We start from the raw sequence: 19,012 nt of genomic DNA, 5'->3' as shown, positions 1-19,012 counted from the left end.
AAAGTGTAATTTTTTAAAAGACACTTTATATAGTGTGTAACAAATGAAAAAATTTTTAATAACATTTATAACTACAATGTTAATGACTAGCGCTTGGGCGGATCAGCCTAAAAACTGGCAGCTAGGCTTTCAAGATTCTGCCTCTCAAAGTATGACTGAGATTGTTAGTTTTCATAACAACATTCTCCTTCCTGTAATTATTGCTATTAGTGTTTTTGTTTTATTTCTTATGATTTATGTTTGTATAAGATTTAGAGCGTCAAAAAATCCTAACCCATCAAAAACTACTCACAATGTTGCTGTAGAGGTTTTGTGGACACTCATTCCATGTTTGATTTTAATAGTGATGGCCGTTCCATCTTTTAAAATTTTGTATAAACAAGATACTATTCCAAAAGCTGACCTAACAATTAAAGCTGTTGGTTACCAGTGGTACTGGGGCTACGAGTATCCTGATGAAAATATTATTTTTGAGTCGTATATGATTAAAGAAGCTGAATTAAAAGAAAACCAACCAAGATTACTAACTGTTGATAATGAAGTTATTGTTCCAGTTAATAAAGTGGTTAAAGTTTTAATTACAGCTAATGATGTATTGCATGCTTGGGCATTACCATCATTTGGAGTTAAGAGAGACGCAGTTCCTGGAAGAATAAACGAAACTTGGTTTAAAGCTGAAAAAGTTGGAACGTACTATGGTCAATGTTCTGAACTTTGTGGAATTGAGCATGCTTTTATGCCTATCACAGTAAAAGTTGTGACAGATGAAGAATATGCAATATGGTTAGCAGAGGCTAAAATGAAATTTGCAAAAGAGCCAATTGCAGTAAATGAATATAAAAAACTAGCGAGTAAATAAAAATGTACACAAAAACAGCATCACACGACGATCATCACACACCAACAGGTTGGAAACGTTGGGCTTACTCAACTAACCACAAAGACATTGGTACAATGTATTTAATTTTTGCAATTGTTGCAGGAATTATTGGTACAGCTTTTTCAGTATTAATGAGAATTGAATTGATGCATCCTGGTGATGGAATTTTAGGTGGCAACTATCACTTATATAATGTGTTAGTTACAGGCCATGGATTAATAATGATTTTCTTTATGGTAATGCCTGCAATGATTGGTGGATTTGGTAATTGGTTTGTCCCAATTATGATCGGTGCACCTGATATGGCTTTTCCAAGAATGAATAATATTTCATTTTGGTTATTACCAGCTTCATTTATTTTACTATTACTTTCAATATTTGTAGATGGCCCTCCAGGTCAGCAAGGTGTTGGTGGAGGATGGACTTTATATCCACCTTTATCGTCAAAAGCTGGACAACCAGGACCTGCTATGGATTTTGCTATTTTAAGCTTACACTTAGCTGGAGCTTCTTCAATTTTAGGAGCAGTTAACTTTATTACAACAATTTTAAATATGAGAACGCCAGGCATGACTTTGCATAAAATGCCTTTATTTGCTTGGTCTGTTTTAGTTACAGCATTTTTATTATTACTATCACTACCTGTTTTAGCTGGTGCTATCACAATGCTTTTAACAGATAGAAATTTTGGAACAGCATTTTTTGATGCTCAAACTGGAGGAGATCCAGTTTTATACCAACACTTATTTTGGTTCTTTGGTCACCCTGAAGTTTATATTTTAATTTTACCTGGCTTTGGAATGATCAGTCATATCGTTTCAACATTTTCTAAGAAACCTGTATTTGGATATTTAGGAATGGCTTATGCGATGGTTTCAATTGGGGTTGTTGGGTTTGTTGTTTGGGCTCACCACATGTATACGGTAGGTTTAAGTACAGACACTAAAGCATATTTTTTAGCTGCAACAATGATTATTGCGGTCCCAACAGGGATTAAAATATTTTCATGGATTGCAACAATGTGGGGTGGATCAATTTCATTTAAAACTCCCATGATGTGGGCATTAGGTTTTATATTTTTATTTACAGTAGGTGGTGTAACAGGTGTTGTTCTTGCAAATGCAGGTGTTGATACTGCAATGCATGATACTTATTATGTAGTTGCTCACTTTCATTATGTATTATCTTTAGGTGCAGTATTTGCAATCTTTGCAGGATTTTATTATTGGTTTGGTAAAATGTCTGGGTATGAGTATTCAGAATGGATGGGACAATTACATTTTTGGTTAACATTCATTGGAGTGAACTTAGTATTTTTCCCTCAACATTTTTTAGGTTTAGCTGGAATGCCAAGAAGATATGCTGATTACCCTGATGCATTTGCTGGATGGAATTATGTTTCGTCAATCGGCTCATACATAGCGGTTGCTGGCTTACTAGTATTTTTTGCTAACTTAATTTATTCTTTTTCTAAGAAAAAAGCTGCAGCTCAGAACCCTTGGGGAGAAGGAGCTACAACTCTAGAATGGACTGTACCATCACCACCAAATTTTCATACTTTTGAGGAATTACCAAAATTTGAAGATCCAGATGGTGCTGAAAAAGTATCTAGTTAATAAAGTTACAGCTTTTTCTATATTAAATATTGATGATTAACTCTAAATTAAAAAATAGAAATTTAAACCAAGTGAATGTGTTTAATTTTTCTGAATTATTCAAGCTAATGAAACCAAGGGTAATGTCTTTGGTAATCTTCACGTGTGCTGTGGGTTTGTTAATGGCGCCTTCTACAGTTTCTACAAAAGATGCAATGATTGCAATTCTTTTAGTATCAATTGGTGCAGGAGCCGCTGGTGCTCTAAATATGTGGTACGAATCTGATCTTGATGCATTAATGACAAGAACTTGCTTGAGACCAATTCCAATGGGAAAGGTTAATAAAAACCAAGCCTTAATTTTTGGAACATCACTTTCATTTTTTTCAGTAATCGCATTAGATTATTTTGCTAATACAATTTCAGCAGTATTACTGCTGTTTACAATTTTATTTTATGTTTTTGTTTATACAATCTGGTTAAAGAGAAAAACTCCACAAAACATTGTCATTGGAGGTGCTGCAGGAGCATTACCGCCAGTAATTGGATGGACTATAGCAACTAACTCATTATCTCTTGAGCCAATAACCTTTTTTCTGATTATATTTTTTTGGACACCATCGCATTTTTGGGCGTTAAGTCTTTATAAATCAGATGATTATAAAAAGGCAAAAATTCCAATGCTTCCATTAACTAATGGGATAGAGAGCACTAAAATAAATATTTTAGTTTATTCATTATTAATGTTGCCAATGGTTATTTTACCCTACGCAATAGATTTTGTTGGATTAGTATTTCTAGTACCAGCCCTAATGCTTACATTGTATTATAACATTTTATGTTTTGAGCTTTATAAGTTTAAAAAAAATAAATTTAACCCCAAGAAAGCAAAAACAATATTTGGATATTCAATTTTATATTTGTTTTTGATATTCGTTATTTTTTTGATAGATAAGATATTATGATGATACCAGACAAAAAAACTAAGCGAAAAAATATTTTAACAGCAGTAGCAATAATAGGATTTATGATATTTCTGTTTTTTTTTACACTTTATAATACGGGTGTTTTTGATAGATCAATATAGTGAAAAATAAAACCTTAACTCCAATTCTTTTAGCTGGAATATTTTTTTTAATGTTAGGACTCTCATTTGCTGCAGTACCCTTGTATGATTTATTTTGTAGAGTAACTGGGTTTGGTGGAACAACACAAATATCAAGAGAAGCGCCAGATATAATTTTAAACCAAAAAGTTAGCGTTCGTTTTGATACAAATGTAAATAAACTTCCTTGGAATTTTAAAGCAAAAACAAATGTTATGGATGTTAAAATTGGTCAAGTGAACCGAATCGAATTTGAAGTTGAAAACTATGGCAATGAAACGACTTATGGAGTTGCATCTTTCAATGTTTCCCCATCATCATTTGGTAAATATTATAGCAAATTGGGATGTTTTTGTTTTGAAAAACAGGCCTTAAAAGCAGGCGAAAAGGCCACTTATATTATGACTTTTTATTTGGATCCAGAAATGGTAAATGATCCCAATACTAAAAATATTAAAGATGTAACTATGTCCTATACTTTTTTTTCATCAGATTACTATAACCAATCAAAATTATAAAAATGTCCGCAGAAAAAAAACATGACTATCATTTAGTAGACCCAAGTCCATGGCCTATCTACGTTTCATTTTCATGCTTAATTTTAGCAATAGGTTCAGTTTATTATCTACATAGCGAAGTTTCTTGGGGAATGTATTTGGGATTAGCACTACTATTATATGGAACATACATGTGGTTTAGAGATGTTGTTATCGAAGCAGAGCACCAAGGTCATCACACACCAGTAGTACAAATTCACCACAGATATGGAATGACATTGTTCATTGCTTCAGAAGTTATGTTCTTTGTTGCATGGTTTTGGGCTTATTTTGATGCAAGTTTATTTCCATCTTTAGCAATAGGAGGAATATGGCCACCCAAAGATATTGTAACTTTTGATCCATGGGATATCCCACTAATCAATACATTAATTTTATTATTATCAGGAACGACAGTAACATGGTCACACCACGCATTGCTAGAAGGTGATAGAAAAAGCTTTATTCAAGGACTAGTTCTAACAGTGATACTTGGTTTTTCTTTTTCACTACTGCAAGTTTATGAATATCAGCATGCAACTTTTGATTTCGCAGGAAATATATATGGCTCAGTATTTTATATGGCAACAGGATTTCATGGTTTCCACGTTATCATTGGTACTATATTTTTAGCGGTATGTTTAATGAGAGCAAGAAAAGGCCACTTTACTGAAGAGCATCACTTTGGATTTGAAGCAGCTGCTTGGTATTGGCACTTTGTAGATGTTGTGTGGCTATTTTTATTTGCTGCCATTTATATTTGGGGAAGTTAATTTTTAGCTCTTGAGATATAAATTTTTATTTTCTATTTTTGTATTTTTCTTCATTTCTGTCTTTCTAGCATTAGGGAGTTGGCAAATTATTAGACTTAATTGGAAATTAGAATTAATTAATCAAATAGAGACATCTCTGAAAGACATACCTGTCAATTTATCAAACAGTAAACATAAAAATTATCTTAGAGTTAAAACTAGAGGATCAATTGATTTTGAAAAACAAATTTATCTTTATAACTTAAATGAAAAAGGGAAACCGGGCTTTGAAGTTATTAACCCATTAAAAGTTGGCAATAATAACTATTTATTAAATAGAGGCTGGATACCATTTAATAAAAAAGAAGATGAAACTATAAACGTAATAGATGAAAACTATATTAATGGAGTTTTGAGAAAACAAATCAAACCCAATATATTTAAGCCTGAAAACGATCTATCTGAAAATTACTGGTTTACATTAGATAGAGATGATATTTTTAAATTCACAGGTAAAAATTTTTCTCCTTATGTAATTTATCTTTCTGGAAATAATGAATTTCCTAAACCAAAATCAATTACAGCAAATATTTCAAATAATCATAAAAAATATGCATTAACTTGGTTTTCGTTAGCGATTTCAATTCTTTTAATATATTTATATTTGAGAAAAAAAAATTATTAGATGAAATATATAAGCACTAGAGATAACTCAAAAGAGTACAGTTTTGAGGAGGTATTTATCAAAGGACTAGCAGATGATGGTGGTCTATTTATCCCAAAAAAAATAAAAAAATACACTACTGAAGAATTAAACTCTTTAAGTAATTTAAGCTATCAAGACTTAGCAAAAAAAATAATTTTCCCATTTATTGGTGATTTCATGACAGAAGCAGAGCTGTCATTAATTGTAGACAAGTCATATTCTTCATTTCGAAAAGATAACGTCGTAGATTTGATAAAAATTGGTGATGCTAAGATTTTAGAATTATTTCATGGTCCAACACTTGCTTTTAAGGATATAGCAATGCAGTTACTTGGTAATTTTTATGAATATTATCTAAGTAAAAATAGTAAACAAATTAATATTATAGTTGCAACATCAGGAGATACTGGTGCTGCTGCTATAGATGCAATTAAGGGTAAAGAGAATATAAATATATTTGTTCTACACCCACACAATAAAGTTTCACAGGTTCAGAGAAAAATAATGTCTACAGTTAAAGAAAAAAATGTATTTAATATTGCTATAAATGGTAATTTTGATGATTGTCAAAATTTAGTTAAGGCAATGTTTGCAGATAAAGAATTCTCTAATTCAATAAACATGTCTGGTGTAAATTCAATAAATTGGGCAAGAATTATTGCACAAGCTGTTTATTATTTTTATACATATTTTCAAATACGGGATGACAGGCTTGTTAATTTTTCAGTTCCAACTGGTAATTTTGGCGATGTTTATGCTGGTTATCTTTCTAAAAAAATGGGTCTACCAATAAATAAACTTATAGTAGCGACAAATCAAAATGATATTTTGCATAGAGCAATCACAAATGGAAAATATGAAGCTGAAACAGTGATTGAAACAAATTCGCCAAGTATGGATATTCAAATTGCAAGTAATTTTGAAAGATTAATTTATGATTTAAATGATTTTAATGATGTTGAAACTGGCAATGTTATGAAAAAAATTAAAGAAGAGGGAAAATATATTATTCCAAAAGATAAATTACAAAAAATTAGTAAAGATTTTCTTTCAGAAAATATGAGTGAAACTGAAGTTTTAAATATTATTAAAGATGTTCATAATAGATATAATGTTATATTAGACCCCCACAGTGCAATAGGCTTTGGTGCATTAAAAAAAATTAACATAGAAGGTAACAATATTGTTTTAGCAACAGCACACCCCTGTAAGTTTCCAGACGCAATTGATAAATCAATTGGTATCAAGTCAAGTCTTCCAAATGAATTACAATATATAATGAATGAAAAAGAAAATTATGATATAATTTCAAATAATATAAATGAAACTCAAAAATATATTAAGGAAAAATTATAATGAAATTAAAAGAGAACGATAACATACCAAATTCAGAATTTTTTATTATGGAAGATGGTAATCCTACTAAAAAAAATACGCATGAATTTTATAAGGATAAAAAAATTGTTCTTTTTGGTTTACCAGGAGCATATACATCCGTTTGTTCAGCTAAACACTTGCCTGGATACGTAAATAACTATGAAAAATATAAAGAAAAAGGCATAGATCACATCGTCTGTATTTCTGTAAATGATCCGTTTGTAATGGACTCTTGGGGGAAAAGCCAAAATGTAGAAAATAAAATTATAATGATGGCAGATCCTTTCTTAGAATTTACAAAAGCAATAGGTGCAGATGTAGATAAAAGTGCCAGAGGATTGGGAATTAGATCTAATAGATACACAATGTTAATTGATAATCTTAAAGTTATTAAATTACAAGAAGAGGAAGACGCTGGTGCTTGTGAAATTTCAGCAGCACAAAATTTTCTATCATTAGTTTAATTCAGCAGCTTTTTTTGCGAGTAAATCTACTTCTTCATTTAGGGCATTACCTGCATGTGCTTTAACCCAAATCCATTTTATTTCAAATTGATTTGTTAGCTCGTATAGTTGTATCCAAAGTTCTTTATTCTTAACAGGTTCTTTCTTTGAAGTTTGCCAATTATTTTTTATCCATTTATGCACCCATTCAGTAATTCCTAATCTTACATATTGTGAGTCTGTATAGATTTCAATTTGATCATTTTGTTTAATTTGTTTTAGAGCCATAATAGGAGCCATCAATTCCATTTTATTATTAGTAGTGTCTTTTACGCTCCCACTAATTTCTTTGACTTCACCATTTTGGTTTATAATTGCAGCCCAACCACCATTACCGGGGTTATTTAAACATGATCCATCTGTATAAATTTTAATCATTACTTATAATAATCTTTATAGTGACCAAGATTATTGTGAATAATTAATTTTTGTAGATATTCCATAGGGTCTTTTATTTTAATCAAAGCAGTTTTTGGAGTGTTAAAATAATCATATATCCTTGTTAAAAGATATCGTAACGCAGCGCCTCTACACATTACATTTAGTGCATCTTTTTCTTTTTTAGATAAAGTTCTTATACTTTCATATCCATTAATTAAGTTTTTAATCTTACTACTATTCATTACAAACTTATTTTTTTTTTATCGAAACATAAAGCATTAATGCAGATTGCAATTTCATATATCAAATAGTCATTAGATGAAAAATAAAAATCAATAAAACCTGAAAATTTATTTTTATTAAAAAAAATATTATCTATAAAAAGATCACCATGAATAATTCCTTGAGGTAGATTTTTGGGCCATTTATTTTTGATATCTTTTAGACACAGGTTGAGCGTGTTTTTAAGATTAGGTGTAATTTGATTAGATTTAAATTTTATAGTTTTCAACAAACCATTAAGTCTATGTATTGACATAGAATTTTGCCTATATAATTTTAATTTTGTAGTAACTTTATGAAATTTTGCAATATTTTTTCCCACCTCAAAACAGTTTTTATTGTTAAGGATTGTTTTATCTTTGCCTTCTAAAAAAGTTACAATACAGGCTGATTTTGTTTTAATATTGGTTATATGTGTTCCTTTTTTAGTTCTTAAAGGTTTAGGACAAATAATTTTTTTATGATTTAACTTCTCCATTAAATTCATAAAAAAAGGTAGATCCTTTTTTTTAACCCGCTTTTCAAAAATTGTTAAAATAAATTTATTCTGTTTTGTTTTTAATAAATAATTTGTATTTTCAATTCCTTTTTTTATACCTTGGAATTTTTCTATTTTATTAATTTGATAATTGTTAATTAATGATGAAATATCTTTTTTAATTAACTTCGTGTATACAGCCATTTAATTCAATTTTCCTGGAACTTTAAATACAATGTTTTCTTTTATGATCTCAACTATTTCAATTTTTACTTTAAATTTACTTTTAATTTCGTTAATAAAGTTTTCAACTAAAATTTCTGGTGCAGAAGCTCCAGAGGAAATACCAATAACTTTACAATTTTCTAATTTTTCAAATGGAATTTCACTATCGGAGTGTATCAATTCAGAATGAGGACACCCTGATTGTTCAGCTACCTCAACTAGGCGCACAGAATTTGAAGAATTTCTGCTTCCTAAAACAAAAAACATGTCACATTTTTTAGCTATATTTTTTACAGCAAATTGACGATTAGTAGTTGCGTAACAAATATCCTCTTTAAATGGTTCTTTAATTTTAGGAAACTTTTTTTTTAAAGCTTTAATTATATTTTTTGTGTCATCAACTGAGAGTGTTGTCTGGGTAACATAAGCAATTTTTTTATTATCATTTAGCTCATAAGTCTCAACATCATGCTCATCCTGAATTAAATCAATTGAGCCTTCAGGCAATTGCCCCATAGTTCCTATAACTTCGGGATGATTAATATGTCCTATAAGGACAATATGGTATCCAGCTTTATAAAGATTTTCTGCTTCTCTATGTACTTTGGATACAAGTGGACAAGTAGCATCTATATATTCCATTTTATAGCTATTTGCTTGTTGTGGTACTGACTTTGGAACACCATGAGCGGAAAATATTACAGGCCTACTTTTATCTTTAATCTCATCAAGTTCTTCTACAAATATTGCACCAATTGCCTTAAGACTATCCACAACATGTTTGTTATGAACTATTTCATGACGCACATAAACTGGAGCTCCATATTTTGTAATACTTTTTTTGACAATTTCTATAGCTCGCTCAACACCAGCGCAAAAGCCACGTGGTGCTGATAATAATATTTTAATTTCTTTATTTTTCATTTTTTTCTAGAAAGTATTCAAGCAATATATGTGGAAAGGTTAAGGACGCCAAACCAATAAATATAACTTTATATATTGCCTCGTTTACTAGGTAGTGATTTGAAAGATAATATAAGCTTAACAAATAGAAAATAGCAGTCAAAATCGTCAAGGGCGCAGCTTTTTTGATAAAAATTAATAGCCCATTTTTAAAATTATATTTATCTAATTCAGTAATTAATGAGAGAGAGTGCCTAAAAGAATGCAAAAAGCAAAAATATAATGTGAAGGCGACCAAAGGTGTAAAGAAGTAATTTAAAATTAAAATTGAAGTGAAGTCAAAAAATATTAATAAGTTAACTAGTTTAAAATCTTTTAAAAAAAAATAAATATTTGTGAGTAAGGAGATTAAAAAAATAAAAGAAATTATATAATTATTTTCTATAAAATTTAAAAATAAATAAAAACTTTCATTTTGTATTAATAATAATTTAAAAATATTGATTGTTTCAACAAAATGAAACATTAAGGGTGCAATAATAATTAATATTCCTTTTAGAAAATAAAGAATTATATCTATGTTAGATTTTTTAGTTATTAGAAATTCTGTATCTTCTTTACCAAAATGATAGGCAGCAACAACTAAAAAAATAATCAGTGATAAAGTTGGCGCAAGCAGCCAAATAATAATTATAGTAGCAGCAATTATTAAATAAATTAAGTAAAAATAATAAATATTATTAATATTATATAATTTTATCAGCCTTTTACCTTTTTGATTATCCAATGCACCATGTGAGATTCCAATTGATAGGATTAGTAATAGACAAATAATTGGAGATATAGACAGACTTTTAAATTGATCAAAAATAAGAGCAAGTGAAGTAGAAAAAAATAAAAAAATAATAGAATGAAAGAAATTAATTTTTTTAATTTGATTATTTATCATTTTTAAAAAATATTTTGATAAAAAGCCATTTAGGCATTTTAAGTATTATAAATAAATCTTGTAATAAAGTACTTTTATTAGACAAAAATTTAATAATTGTCTCAGGCGAATTGTTAAACATATCAAAAAATATATTTGCCATTTTTTCAGGATGGTAATTAAGAACTTTTAAAAATATTTCGTCCAAAAATTTATATTTTTTATTAATTTCATATCTTTTACTCTCTTTGATAGTGTGAATATTTTTTCTTATGTATTTGCTGTGCTCTTGTATATTTAAAAAGGTATAACCAGTACTCAATCGAGTCATTCCCCCAGCAGTACCAATGTTCATTTTATTTCTTTCATTAGAAATTGTGGGATGAAATAATGGGATTGCACCTACTTCGCTATAGGTAACCCTATAATCTCTAATATTAAGATGATTTGTTATATAATTTTTTAATTGTTCATCATAATCTTTTAAAGAATCATTTTTTATCTTAGATAACCATGTAGTTTCAATTAAAGCTTTATTTTTTGTATAAGGCAATGTGTAAAAAAAATGAACACTATCACGTTGATCACAATCAAAATCCATCAAATTAAAAATTTCATCATCAAATACATTTTTTTTAGTTTCGATCTCAATACCTTTAAAATGTTGCCAGAGCTTATCCTCTTTAGAATCCAGTAGGGGAACGCTATTAAAGATAAAAGCACTATTTAGGTCTATTTCATTAGTATTTTTGTAAAAGCTAATATTTTTATTTTTTTTTAATCGTGTATTTATTTTTTCATAAAATAAATCACTATCTATAGCTTCATAAGGTAATCCGTTGCACTCTAAAAATTTTGTTTTTCCAGGTATATTTATTGAAAAATTATTCCAACTTTTCTGAACACAATCCTGAAAGTTATGATCTATGGTCTTCCAATAAGACCAAGTCTTATCTCTTTTGTATTCTAATCGTGGCTCTATGATTGCTAAAGTTGCATCTTTTAGTTTGTTATGAAGGTCTAGCTCATACGCAAGTGACAATCCTGCACATCCACCTCCAATTATGATATAATCAAATTCTTTCATTTAAATCTATTTCTTCATTGATTAAAAGATGCTCTTTATTTCTAAGGTGGTTTTTTTCATTTATAAATATGAGTTTTATCAAGTCTAATATAGATAGAAATGTTTGGTACAACTTACCTAAATTAGCTACATAGATTTTTCCGCTTCTATTGTAATTGTATATATTTTCTTTTTGTAAAATTTTAGCACCAATTTTTCTATAAATTCTTCTAGCAACAAGTATTGCAAACCTAAACCTAAAAGGAATTTCTTTTATAGAGGCAAAAGAGCTTTCGTAGAACAAATCAGCCATACTTAATGTATTCTTTATAGTCTCGAAGTCATGATTAATATAAAATCTATTATTATTCATATCCTCAATTACATCTCTTGAAATATTTGTTAATTGCATTGCAATACCAAGATCTATTGCTGATTTCATGGAGTTTTTATTTTGTACCCCTAAAATTTTTGCCATCATTAAGCCTACAGTACCAGCAACCCTATAAGAGTATATTAACAATTCTTTTTTTTTGTTAAATTTAACTACCTCATTTAAATCAGACTCAATACCATCAAATAAATCTTCAACAATCTTGATTGAAATTTTATTTTCCTCCATAAGGATCCACATATTTTTTATTATCAAATTATCAAAATTTTTATTTATAAAATCATTCTTAAAAATTAATAAATTTTTCTTTTTAATATTTAGTTCATTTTTATCATCAGCAATATTATCTATTGTTCGACAAAAATCATAAAGAGATGAGCATTTTTCATAAATATTTTTTGGTAAAAAAAAACCTGCCCAGTTAAACGACTTGGCATAAATAGATAAATAATTATTTTTTGACATTATAATATTTTATCTAAAACCTTTGCTGAAGAGAGTACACCTGGAACCCCTGCACCTGGGTGCGTTCCTGCTCCAACAAAGTATAATCCATCATAAATTTCTGATTTATTATGAAATCTAAAATATGCAGATTGAGTAAATTTTGGCTGGATCGAAAAACCTGATCCAAATTTGGTATTCAATTCATTTTCAAAATAATCTGGCGTTAAGTAGAAATCTTCAATAATATTTTCTCTAAGATTTGGTAGTAATGCTTTTTCCATTTTATCTATTACTAAATTCTTCATTTTTTCACCTTCAATTTTCCAATCAATTTTGGATTGATTGTTTGGGACGGGTACAAGAACATAAAAGCAATCATTTCCTTCAGGCGCCATTGATTTGTCTGTAGCTGATGGTCTATGAAGGTAATAGCTTATGTCATCATTTAATTTTTTATTATCAAAAATATCACACAGGTGTTCTTTATATTTATCACCAAATTTGATTGTGTGATGCTCAACATCTGGGTATGTTTTTTTTGTTCCAAAATAGTAAACAAATAGACCCATAGAATACTGCATTCGATTTTGTTTCCATTTAAATAGAGGGCTTGTTTTATTTAGACTTAGAAGTTTTTCATATACAGCAGGAGGATCAGCATTACATATTACATTATTTGAAAGTATTTCTTTTTGATTGTCTAATTTTACTCCACTAATTTTCCCATTATCAGAAATTATCTCAGTAACCTCATGTCCCTTGATTAATTCAATTTCTTGTTCAATCATTAATTTTTCTAAGCCACTGATTATGTTCCCAGTTCCACCCATTGAGTAATGTATGCCCCATTTTTTTTCGAGATATAGAATTAATCCGTATATTGATGTTGTAGTAAAGGGGTTTCCGCCAACTAATAGAGGATGCATACTTAGCATACGTCTTAATTTTTCATTTTTTATATATGAAGAAACTAATGAATAAACTGATTTATAGCTTTTAAGTTTTAGTAAAGAAGGCAATTGTTTCATCATCACAAGAGGCTTATCAAATGGAACATCAGCTAGTTCTGTGAAGCCTTTATCAAATATTTTTTTTGTAAATTTTACAAGTTGTTCATATCCTTTGACATCATCTTTATTTATTTCTTCAATTTGTTTTTTCATTTGATCTTCATCACCAGAGTAATCAAATACACCTCCATCTTCATAAATAAATCTATACCAAATTTTTAAGGGAGTGAGTTTTATGTAATCTTGAGACTTCTTATTAAATAAAGTGAAAAGCTCTTCAATTAGATATGGCGCAGTAATTACTGTTGGACCAGCGTCAAAAGTAAAACCATTTTTTTTAAATACCCTGGCTCTTCCCCCTAAATCAGGATGTTTTTCAATTAGAGTTACTTTATGATTTTTAGCTCTTAATCTTAATGCTGCAGCTATACCACCAAATCCAGAACCAATGACAATAGATTTCATTGGGTTAATTTATAGTTTTTTTAAAAAATTGTAAGGTAATTATGAGCTTATTTTTTTTAAAGCTATTTTTGTTTCTTCAAGGTTTTTTTCAAAAAGACCATCAAGTTTTGATTTATCAACAGATGTGTTAATAATTTTTTTAACAGAATCAACAGCAATTTTAATTGAAACATCTTTTATTTCTTTAAGTGCAGCTTCTTTCATTTGTGAAATTTTATTTTCTGCTAAACTTTTTTTAATTTCTGAAGATTTATGAAATTTATCATTCATTTCGATTATAAGATGATCGCTATCTTTTTTGGCTTGTTGTAAAATATCATTGCTCACAGTTTGTGCGGTATCAAGTTTATTTTGAGCGTTATCTAATAAAACCTTTGCCTCTTGTCTTAGTTTTTCACTTTCATCTATTTCATTTTTAATATCAAGGATAAGCTTATTTAAAAGTTCATTAATCTTTTGAGGTATTTTTAAATAAACTAAAGCTCCAATAAATATTAAAAAGGATATAGCTACCCAAAAAGTTGCATCAATTACCATAATATTCATCCATTTTTTTTCTTGAAAGATCTTCTACTATTGCAGAAATACTACTACTGTTAACTTCAGCTCCTATTAGCTCCTGCAGTAAGTCCGAAGAGGTCTCTACAGCAATTTTTTTGATTTTTTCTGGTGCATTATCTCTAAAAGTTTTTATCTCAATCTCAGCTTTATTAACTTCTTCATCAAGCTCTTTTTCCAGTATTTCCTTCTTTACACCAATATCTTTCAGTACTTTTTCTCTAGCTTGTTTAAAGTAGTTTTTTGCTTCATTCTTGCTAGATTGTACTATCTTTTCGTATTCTTCAATTTTTTGTTCACCTTCTTCTCTTTGTTTTTCCGCAGCCTCAATATTTTCTAAAATTTGAGATTTTCTAGTTTCTAGATTGGCACTTATTTTTGGAAGTATAAGTTTAGATAAAACAACATATAAAATTCCAAAAGTAATAATTAACCAAAAAATTTGAGAAACCCAAAACTCTGGATTTAATTGAGGCATTCCACCGCTTTCAGCTGCAAAAGCTTCCATAAAAAACAGGAAGCTTAAAAATATCGACTGAAAAAATATTTTTTTAATCATTAAATTTAAAATGCAAATAAAATAATTAACGCTACAACTAATCCAAATAGGCCCGTTGCTTCAGCTAAAGCAAAACCTAATAAAAGATTAGGAAATTGTTTTTGAGCTGCAGATGGGTTTCTCATCGCGCCAGAAAGGTAATTACCAAAGATAATTCCGATCCCAACACCGGCACCCGCTAGAGCTATTGCTGCTAGTCCTGCTCCGATCATTTTTGCTGCTTCTAATTCCATTATATCCTCCTTATGTTAGTTAATGGTGTAAATTTAATGCATCATTCAAGTAGATGCAGGTTAAGATTGCGAAAACATATGCTTGAAGAAAAGCAACTAGTATTTCCAAGCCAGTTAATGCAACCGAAAAACTCAGTGGAAGCCATCCACCAACTATTCCAAGGCTTATTACAAAGCCTCCGAAAACTTTCATCATTGTATGACCAGCCATCATGTTTGCAAATAAACGAACTGAAAGACTAACCGGTCTACTTAAGTAAGAAATTATTTCTATAACAACTATTAGTGGTAATAGTACTGCAGGTACTCCGCTAGGTACAAATAGTTTTAAATATCCTAATCCATGTTTCATAAATCCAATAATTGTTACACCCACAAAAATAAATGAAGCCAAGATAAAAGTAACAATGATATGGCTAGTTACTGTAAAGGCATAAGGGATCATCCCAAACATATTACAAAATAGCACAAACATAAATATTGAGAAGATAAACGCAAAGTAAGGTTTTGCTTTTGATCCTGCGGTATCACTAATCATTTTGGAAACAAAAGTGTAACTTAATTCAGAAAGAAGTTGCATCTTGCTTGGTAGTAAAGAATTTTTTTTTGACCCTAAATTAAAAATTAGTAAGATTGCAAGAGAACTAATCACCATAAACAAGCTTGCATTTGTGAAAGAAATATCTATTGCGCCTAATTTAATTTCTGGTCCAATTCTATAAACTTCGAATTGGTTCATTGGGTTTGTAGCCATAATTTTTTAAGTCTATTTTTGCATATTTTTTGCAGATCTGAATACGTTTATAATTCCAGCAACAACACCTACAAAAAAAAATATTAATATTAACCAGGGCTTAGTACCAAAGGTCTTGTCTAAAATAAACCCTATAATTGTCCCAACTGCCACCGCGGACACTAATTCTGTACTTAATTTAAAGGCAGTCCCAATAGAAGAGGGTGCCTCTTCATTTTTATACAGATTTTTCTTAGAAAGCTTATTTTTTGCAATCTCCAAGCGAGTTTTAAGGCTATCTTTTGGCATTCAAATTGTTAAGCAACCATGCTCTCTGCTTTTTGTAAATCAACAGCAACAAGTTGGCTAATACCTTTTTCAGGCATTGTAACTCCATAAAGTCTATTCATTTTTGACATAGTTAGAGCATGGTGAGTTACGATAATAAATTTAGTGTCAGTTATTTTAGTTAAATCATCAAGAAGTCCACAAAATCTTGTTACGTTAGCATCATCTAGTGGAGCATCAACCTCATCTAAAACACAGATTGGAGATGGGTTAGTAAGGAACACTGCAAAAATAAGAGACAAGGCTGTTAAAGCTTGTTCACCACCAGATAATAAAGTTATAGACTGAAGTCTTTTACCAGGAGGACTTACCAGCATTTCTAAACCAGCTTCAAGAGGGTCATCAGAGTCTACTAACTCTAGTTTTGCATTTCCACCGTTAAATAATTTTGTATAAACTTCATTAAATTTTCTATTAACTTTTTCAAAAGCTTCTAACAGTCTTTCTCTTCCTTTTTGATTTAATTCATTAATACTTTCTTTTAATTTTATAATAGCAGATACAAGATCTTCTCTATCTTGTTCCATTTTTTTAATTTCTATTTCATATTTACTAGTTTCTTCATCAGCTCTAAGGTTAACTGATCCCAATTTTTCTCTTTCATTTTTTTTTTTATCTAAAGCATCTTCTTGCGCAACAGAGTCAGGTAGCTCTTCAACACCATTTAAATTAGAATTTTCTAGAATATCATTTTCTTCAAGATTAAGTTCAGAACTAACTCTTTCTAACAGATCTTCTTTACGTTTTTTTAAACCTTCGACAGTTGCTCCTGAGCTTGCTTTTCTTTCTCTGATTTGAATAGATCTTTCTTGAACGTCATTTAACTCAAGTCTTAAAGAGTTTATCTTTTTATCTGTTTCTTCAATTATTTTTTCATTTTCAATTTTTTCATTTTGTGAAATTCTTAGACCCTCAGTAATTTGCCCTTTTCTTTCTGCTTGGGCTTTGGGTTGTTGATCACGCTCATTTAACTGTGATAGTAATTTATTTTTTCTTTCAGTTAGCTCAGAAACCATTTTTTCAGAATTAGAGAGTAAGTTTTTCCAACTTTCAACTTCTGATTCTATAGCTTTAATTCTTTCATTTCTTTTTACAGACTCTTTTTTTATTGATTGATTTTTACTAAAACTATCAGCATATTTTTCTTGCAATAATTTTATATTTTCATTTTTTTCATTAATATTAGAAAGCTTTTTCTTACTCTCTTCATCTTCAAGATTATCTAAAAAACCATCTATTTCAATTTGACATCTATCAAGTAAAGTAAGTGCTTGATTAATTTCATTGTTATTAATCAATTCTTTAGCTCTGGTAATTGTATTTTTAACATTTTTAATTGGCCCAATAGCAATATTTATATTTCCATCAGCAAAAATGTTTATAATTTCATCAACAGATTTTTGTTCATCTTTTAATAGGTTTTTTGCCTTCTCAAGATCTTCATTTGATAATTTTTCTGTTTCAAAATATTTAGAATCTATTTCTATTAATTCAGCTTTCTCTTCTTTTAGGCGTCTTTCATTTGAGTTAGCATCAATTACAATCCCTTTTTCTCTATCTATATCTTCCTCGATAGTTTTTAGGGATTTTTTAATATTTTCAATTTCATCTTGAGTTCTAACATTTTCTTCATCTAAATTTTGTAGCTCTAAATTTAATCTTTGAATTTTGGATAGATTTTCTATATTTTTTTCTCTTAAGGGAGAAACTTTATCTGTTTCATTTTTAATTAAATTTTCAAATTGAGCAATCTGTTGATTGAAGTTACTTACCTCTTCTTCAGCTTCATTGTTAATTTCATTTTCTATTCTAATCTCATTATCAATGTCTAATAATTTTAAATAATATAGCCCTGCTTCAATTTTTTTTATTTCTTCAGATATAAGTTTATATTTCGTTGCTTCTTCAGCTTGTTTCTGAAGGTTTGCTAATTGTTTTTCTTGTTGTCTTCTTAATTCATCAGCTCTTTTTAAGTTTGTCTCTGCAGCATTTAATCTAAGTTCAGCCTCATGTCTTCTCACATGTAACCCTGAAATATTAGCTGCTTCCTCCAAGATTGCACGCCTGTCAGTAGGCTTAGCAGTTACTAAAGCTCCAATTCGTCCCTGACTAATCATTGATGGTGAATGAGCACCCGTAGATAAATCTGCAAAAAACATTTGAGCGTCTCTAGCTCTAACTTCTTTGTCATTTATATAAAATTTTGAACCCTTATCTTTTTCAATCTTTCTTCTAACTTCAATATGATCTAAATCTTTATATTGCATTGGACCATCATGACTTGCATTATCTACACTAATAGAAACCTCTGCTATATTTTTAGAAGATTTATTAGATGTGCCATTAAAGATAACATCTTCCATACCTGAACCACGCATACTCTTAGCTGAGGTTTCACCCATAACCCATCTTAAGGATTCCACAATATTAGATTTCCCACAACCGTTTGGACCAACGATGCCGGTTAAGCCGTGCTCTATAAGAAAATTTGTTTTTTCAGCAAATGATTTAAATCCGTTTAATTGGATTTTTTTAAACTCCATGGACT

20 protein-coding genes and 1 pseudogene are annotated in these 19,012 nt (G+C 29.4%); 8 read left to right on the top strand and 13 right to left on the bottom strand.

Going from position 1 to position 19,012, the window contains the following annotated elements:
* Positions 1 to 43 precede the first annotated feature (43 nt).
* The 8 genes from coxB to AC5SLW_RS05500 all read left to right on the top strand — a co-directional run bounded on the left by coxB (position 44) and on the right by AC5SLW_RS05500 (position 7,415).
* On the top strand, positions 44 to 859 hold the full coding sequence (coxB, locus tag AC5SLW_RS05535) for a cytochrome c oxidase subunit II (protein ID WP_271616204.1): 816 nt from the start codon (positions 44 to 46) through the stop codon (positions 857 to 859).
* A 2-nt stretch (positions 860 to 861) separates the two neighbouring features.
* The gene (gene ctaD / locus AC5SLW_RS05530; RefSeq protein ID WP_011281496.1) at positions 862 to 2,496 is read left to right on the top strand and encodes a cytochrome c oxidase subunit I; all 1,635 of its coding nucleotides are present in this window, start codon (positions 862 to 864) and stop codon (positions 2,494 to 2,496) included.
* Between the two features lie 32 nt (positions 2,497 to 2,528).
* Positions 2,529 to 3,440 (top strand): heme o synthase, encoded by a 912-nt coding sequence (gene cyoE / locus AC5SLW_RS05525; RefSeq protein ID WP_006997775.1) that lies wholly within the window; start codon positions 2,529 to 2,531, stop codon positions 3,438 to 3,440.
* Between the two features lie 121 nt (positions 3,441 to 3,561).
* Positions 3,562 to 4,098 (top strand): cytochrome c oxidase assembly protein, encoded by a 537-nt coding sequence (locus AC5SLW_RS05520; protein ID WP_011281494.1) that lies wholly within the window; start codon positions 3,562 to 3,564, stop codon positions 4,096 to 4,098.
* 2 nt (positions 4,099 to 4,100) lie between these two features.
* Positions 4,101 to 4,889 (top strand): cytochrome c oxidase subunit 3, encoded by a 789-nt coding sequence (locus tag AC5SLW_RS05515; protein WP_006997778.1) that lies wholly within the window; start codon positions 4,101 to 4,103, stop codon positions 4,887 to 4,889.
* A 10-nt stretch (positions 4,890 to 4,899) separates the two neighbouring features.
* A complete protein-coding gene (locus AC5SLW_RS05510; protein WP_011281492.1) occupies positions 4,900 to 5,553 on the top strand; it encodes an SURF1 family protein in 654 nt (217 codons plus the stop codon).
* Positions 5,554 to 6,930: a threonine synthase gene (gene thrC / locus AC5SLW_RS05505; RefSeq protein WP_494574866.1), complete on the top strand. Its 1,377-nt coding sequence runs from the start codon at positions 5,554 to 5,556 to the stop codon at positions 6,928 to 6,930.
* Entirely contained in the window at positions 6,930 to 7,415 is a 486-nt protein-coding gene (locus AC5SLW_RS05500; RefSeq protein WP_006997781.1) for a peroxiredoxin, read from the top strand. The genes thrC and AC5SLW_RS05500 overlap by 1 nt, the downstream gene beginning before the upstream one ends.
* On the opposite strand, the gene rnhA is transcribed toward AC5SLW_RS05500, so the two are convergent.
* From rnhA to AC5SLW_RS05435, 13 genes and pseudogenes are all read right to left on the bottom strand, one after another.
* Positions 7,407 to 7,832, bottom strand: a complete 426-nt coding sequence (gene rnhA / locus AC5SLW_RS05495; protein WP_011281491.1) for a ribonuclease HI — start codon at positions 7,830 to 7,832, stop codon at positions 7,407 to 7,409. The genes AC5SLW_RS05500 and rnhA overlap by 9 nt on opposite strands.
* Positions 7,832 to 8,799: pseudogene (locus AC5SLW_RS05490) on the bottom strand (homoserine kinase). Before AC5SLW_RS05490 ends, rnhA begins: the two are co-directional and overlap by 1 nt.
* On the bottom strand, positions 8,800 to 9,744 hold the full coding sequence (ispH, locus tag AC5SLW_RS05485; RefSeq protein ID WP_494574864.1) for a 4-hydroxy-3-methylbut-2-enyl diphosphate reductase: 945 nt from the start codon (positions 9,742 to 9,744) through the stop codon (positions 8,800 to 8,802).
* Positions 9,734 to 10,672: a Brp/Blh family beta-carotene 15,15'-dioxygenase gene (locus AC5SLW_RS05480; RefSeq protein ID WP_011281488.1), complete on the bottom strand. Its 939-nt coding sequence runs from the start codon at positions 10,670 to 10,672 to the stop codon at positions 9,734 to 9,736. The genes ispH and AC5SLW_RS05480 overlap by 11 nt, the downstream gene beginning before the upstream one ends.
* Positions 10,662 to 11,738 carry a lycopene cyclase family protein gene (locus tag AC5SLW_RS05475; protein ID WP_494574862.1) on the bottom strand — a complete coding sequence of 359 codons (1,077 nt, stop codon included), beginning with the start codon at positions 11,736 to 11,738 and terminating at the stop codon, positions 10,662 to 10,664. Before AC5SLW_RS05475 ends, AC5SLW_RS05480 begins: the two co-directional genes overlap by 11 nt.
* Entirely contained in the window at positions 11,725 to 12,576 is an 852-nt protein-coding gene (locus tag AC5SLW_RS05470) for a phytoene/squalene synthase family protein (RefSeq protein WP_494574860.1), read from the bottom strand. Before AC5SLW_RS05470 ends, AC5SLW_RS05475 begins: the two co-directional genes overlap by 14 nt.
* Entirely contained in the window at positions 12,576 to 14,033 is a 1,458-nt protein-coding gene (gene crtI / locus AC5SLW_RS05465) for a phytoene desaturase family protein (RefSeq protein WP_271741444.1), read from the bottom strand. The genes AC5SLW_RS05470 and crtI overlap by 1 nt, the downstream gene beginning before the upstream one ends.
* A gap of 39 nt (positions 14,034 to 14,072) precedes the next feature.
* Complete coding sequence (locus tag AC5SLW_RS05460) at positions 14,073 to 14,579, bottom strand: F0F1 ATP synthase subunit B family protein (protein ID WP_006997789.1); 507 nt, start codon at positions 14,577 to 14,579, stop codon at positions 14,073 to 14,075.
* Positions 14,560 to 15,150: a F0F1 ATP synthase subunit B family protein gene (locus tag AC5SLW_RS05455; protein ID WP_494574858.1), complete on the bottom strand. Its 591-nt coding sequence runs from the start codon at positions 15,148 to 15,150 to the stop codon at positions 14,560 to 14,562. Before AC5SLW_RS05455 ends, AC5SLW_RS05460 begins: the two co-directional genes overlap by 20 nt.
* A gap of 5 nt (positions 15,151 to 15,155) precedes the next feature.
* Positions 15,156 to 15,383, bottom strand: a complete 228-nt coding sequence (locus AC5SLW_RS05450; RefSeq protein WP_006997791.1) for a F0F1 ATP synthase subunit C — start codon at positions 15,381 to 15,383, stop codon at positions 15,156 to 15,158.
* A gap of 19 nt (positions 15,384 to 15,402) precedes the next feature.
* Positions 15,403 to 16,137, bottom strand: coding sequence for a F0F1 ATP synthase subunit A (locus AC5SLW_RS05445; RefSeq protein ID WP_006997792.1), 735 nt, complete (start codon positions 16,135 to 16,137; stop codon positions 15,403 to 15,405).
* A gap of 12 nt (positions 16,138 to 16,149) precedes the next feature.
* Positions 16,150 to 16,425 carry an AtpZ/AtpI family protein gene (locus tag AC5SLW_RS05440; RefSeq protein ID WP_006997793.1) on the bottom strand — a complete coding sequence of 92 codons (276 nt, stop codon included), beginning with the start codon at positions 16,423 to 16,425 and terminating at the stop codon, positions 16,150 to 16,152.
* 8 nt (positions 16,426 to 16,433) lie between these two features.
* Entirely contained in the window at positions 16,434 to 19,007 is a 2,574-nt protein-coding gene (locus AC5SLW_RS05435; RefSeq protein WP_494574856.1) for a chromosome segregation SMC family protein, read from the bottom strand.
* Positions 19,008 to 19,012 lie beyond the last annotated feature (5 nt).

The sequence above is a fragment of the Candidatus Pelagibacter sp. PS_40 genome (assembly GCF_059417765.1).
The sequence above is the reverse complement of the archived record's forward strand: the minus strand, read 5'-3'. Positions and strand labels throughout refer to the sequence as shown.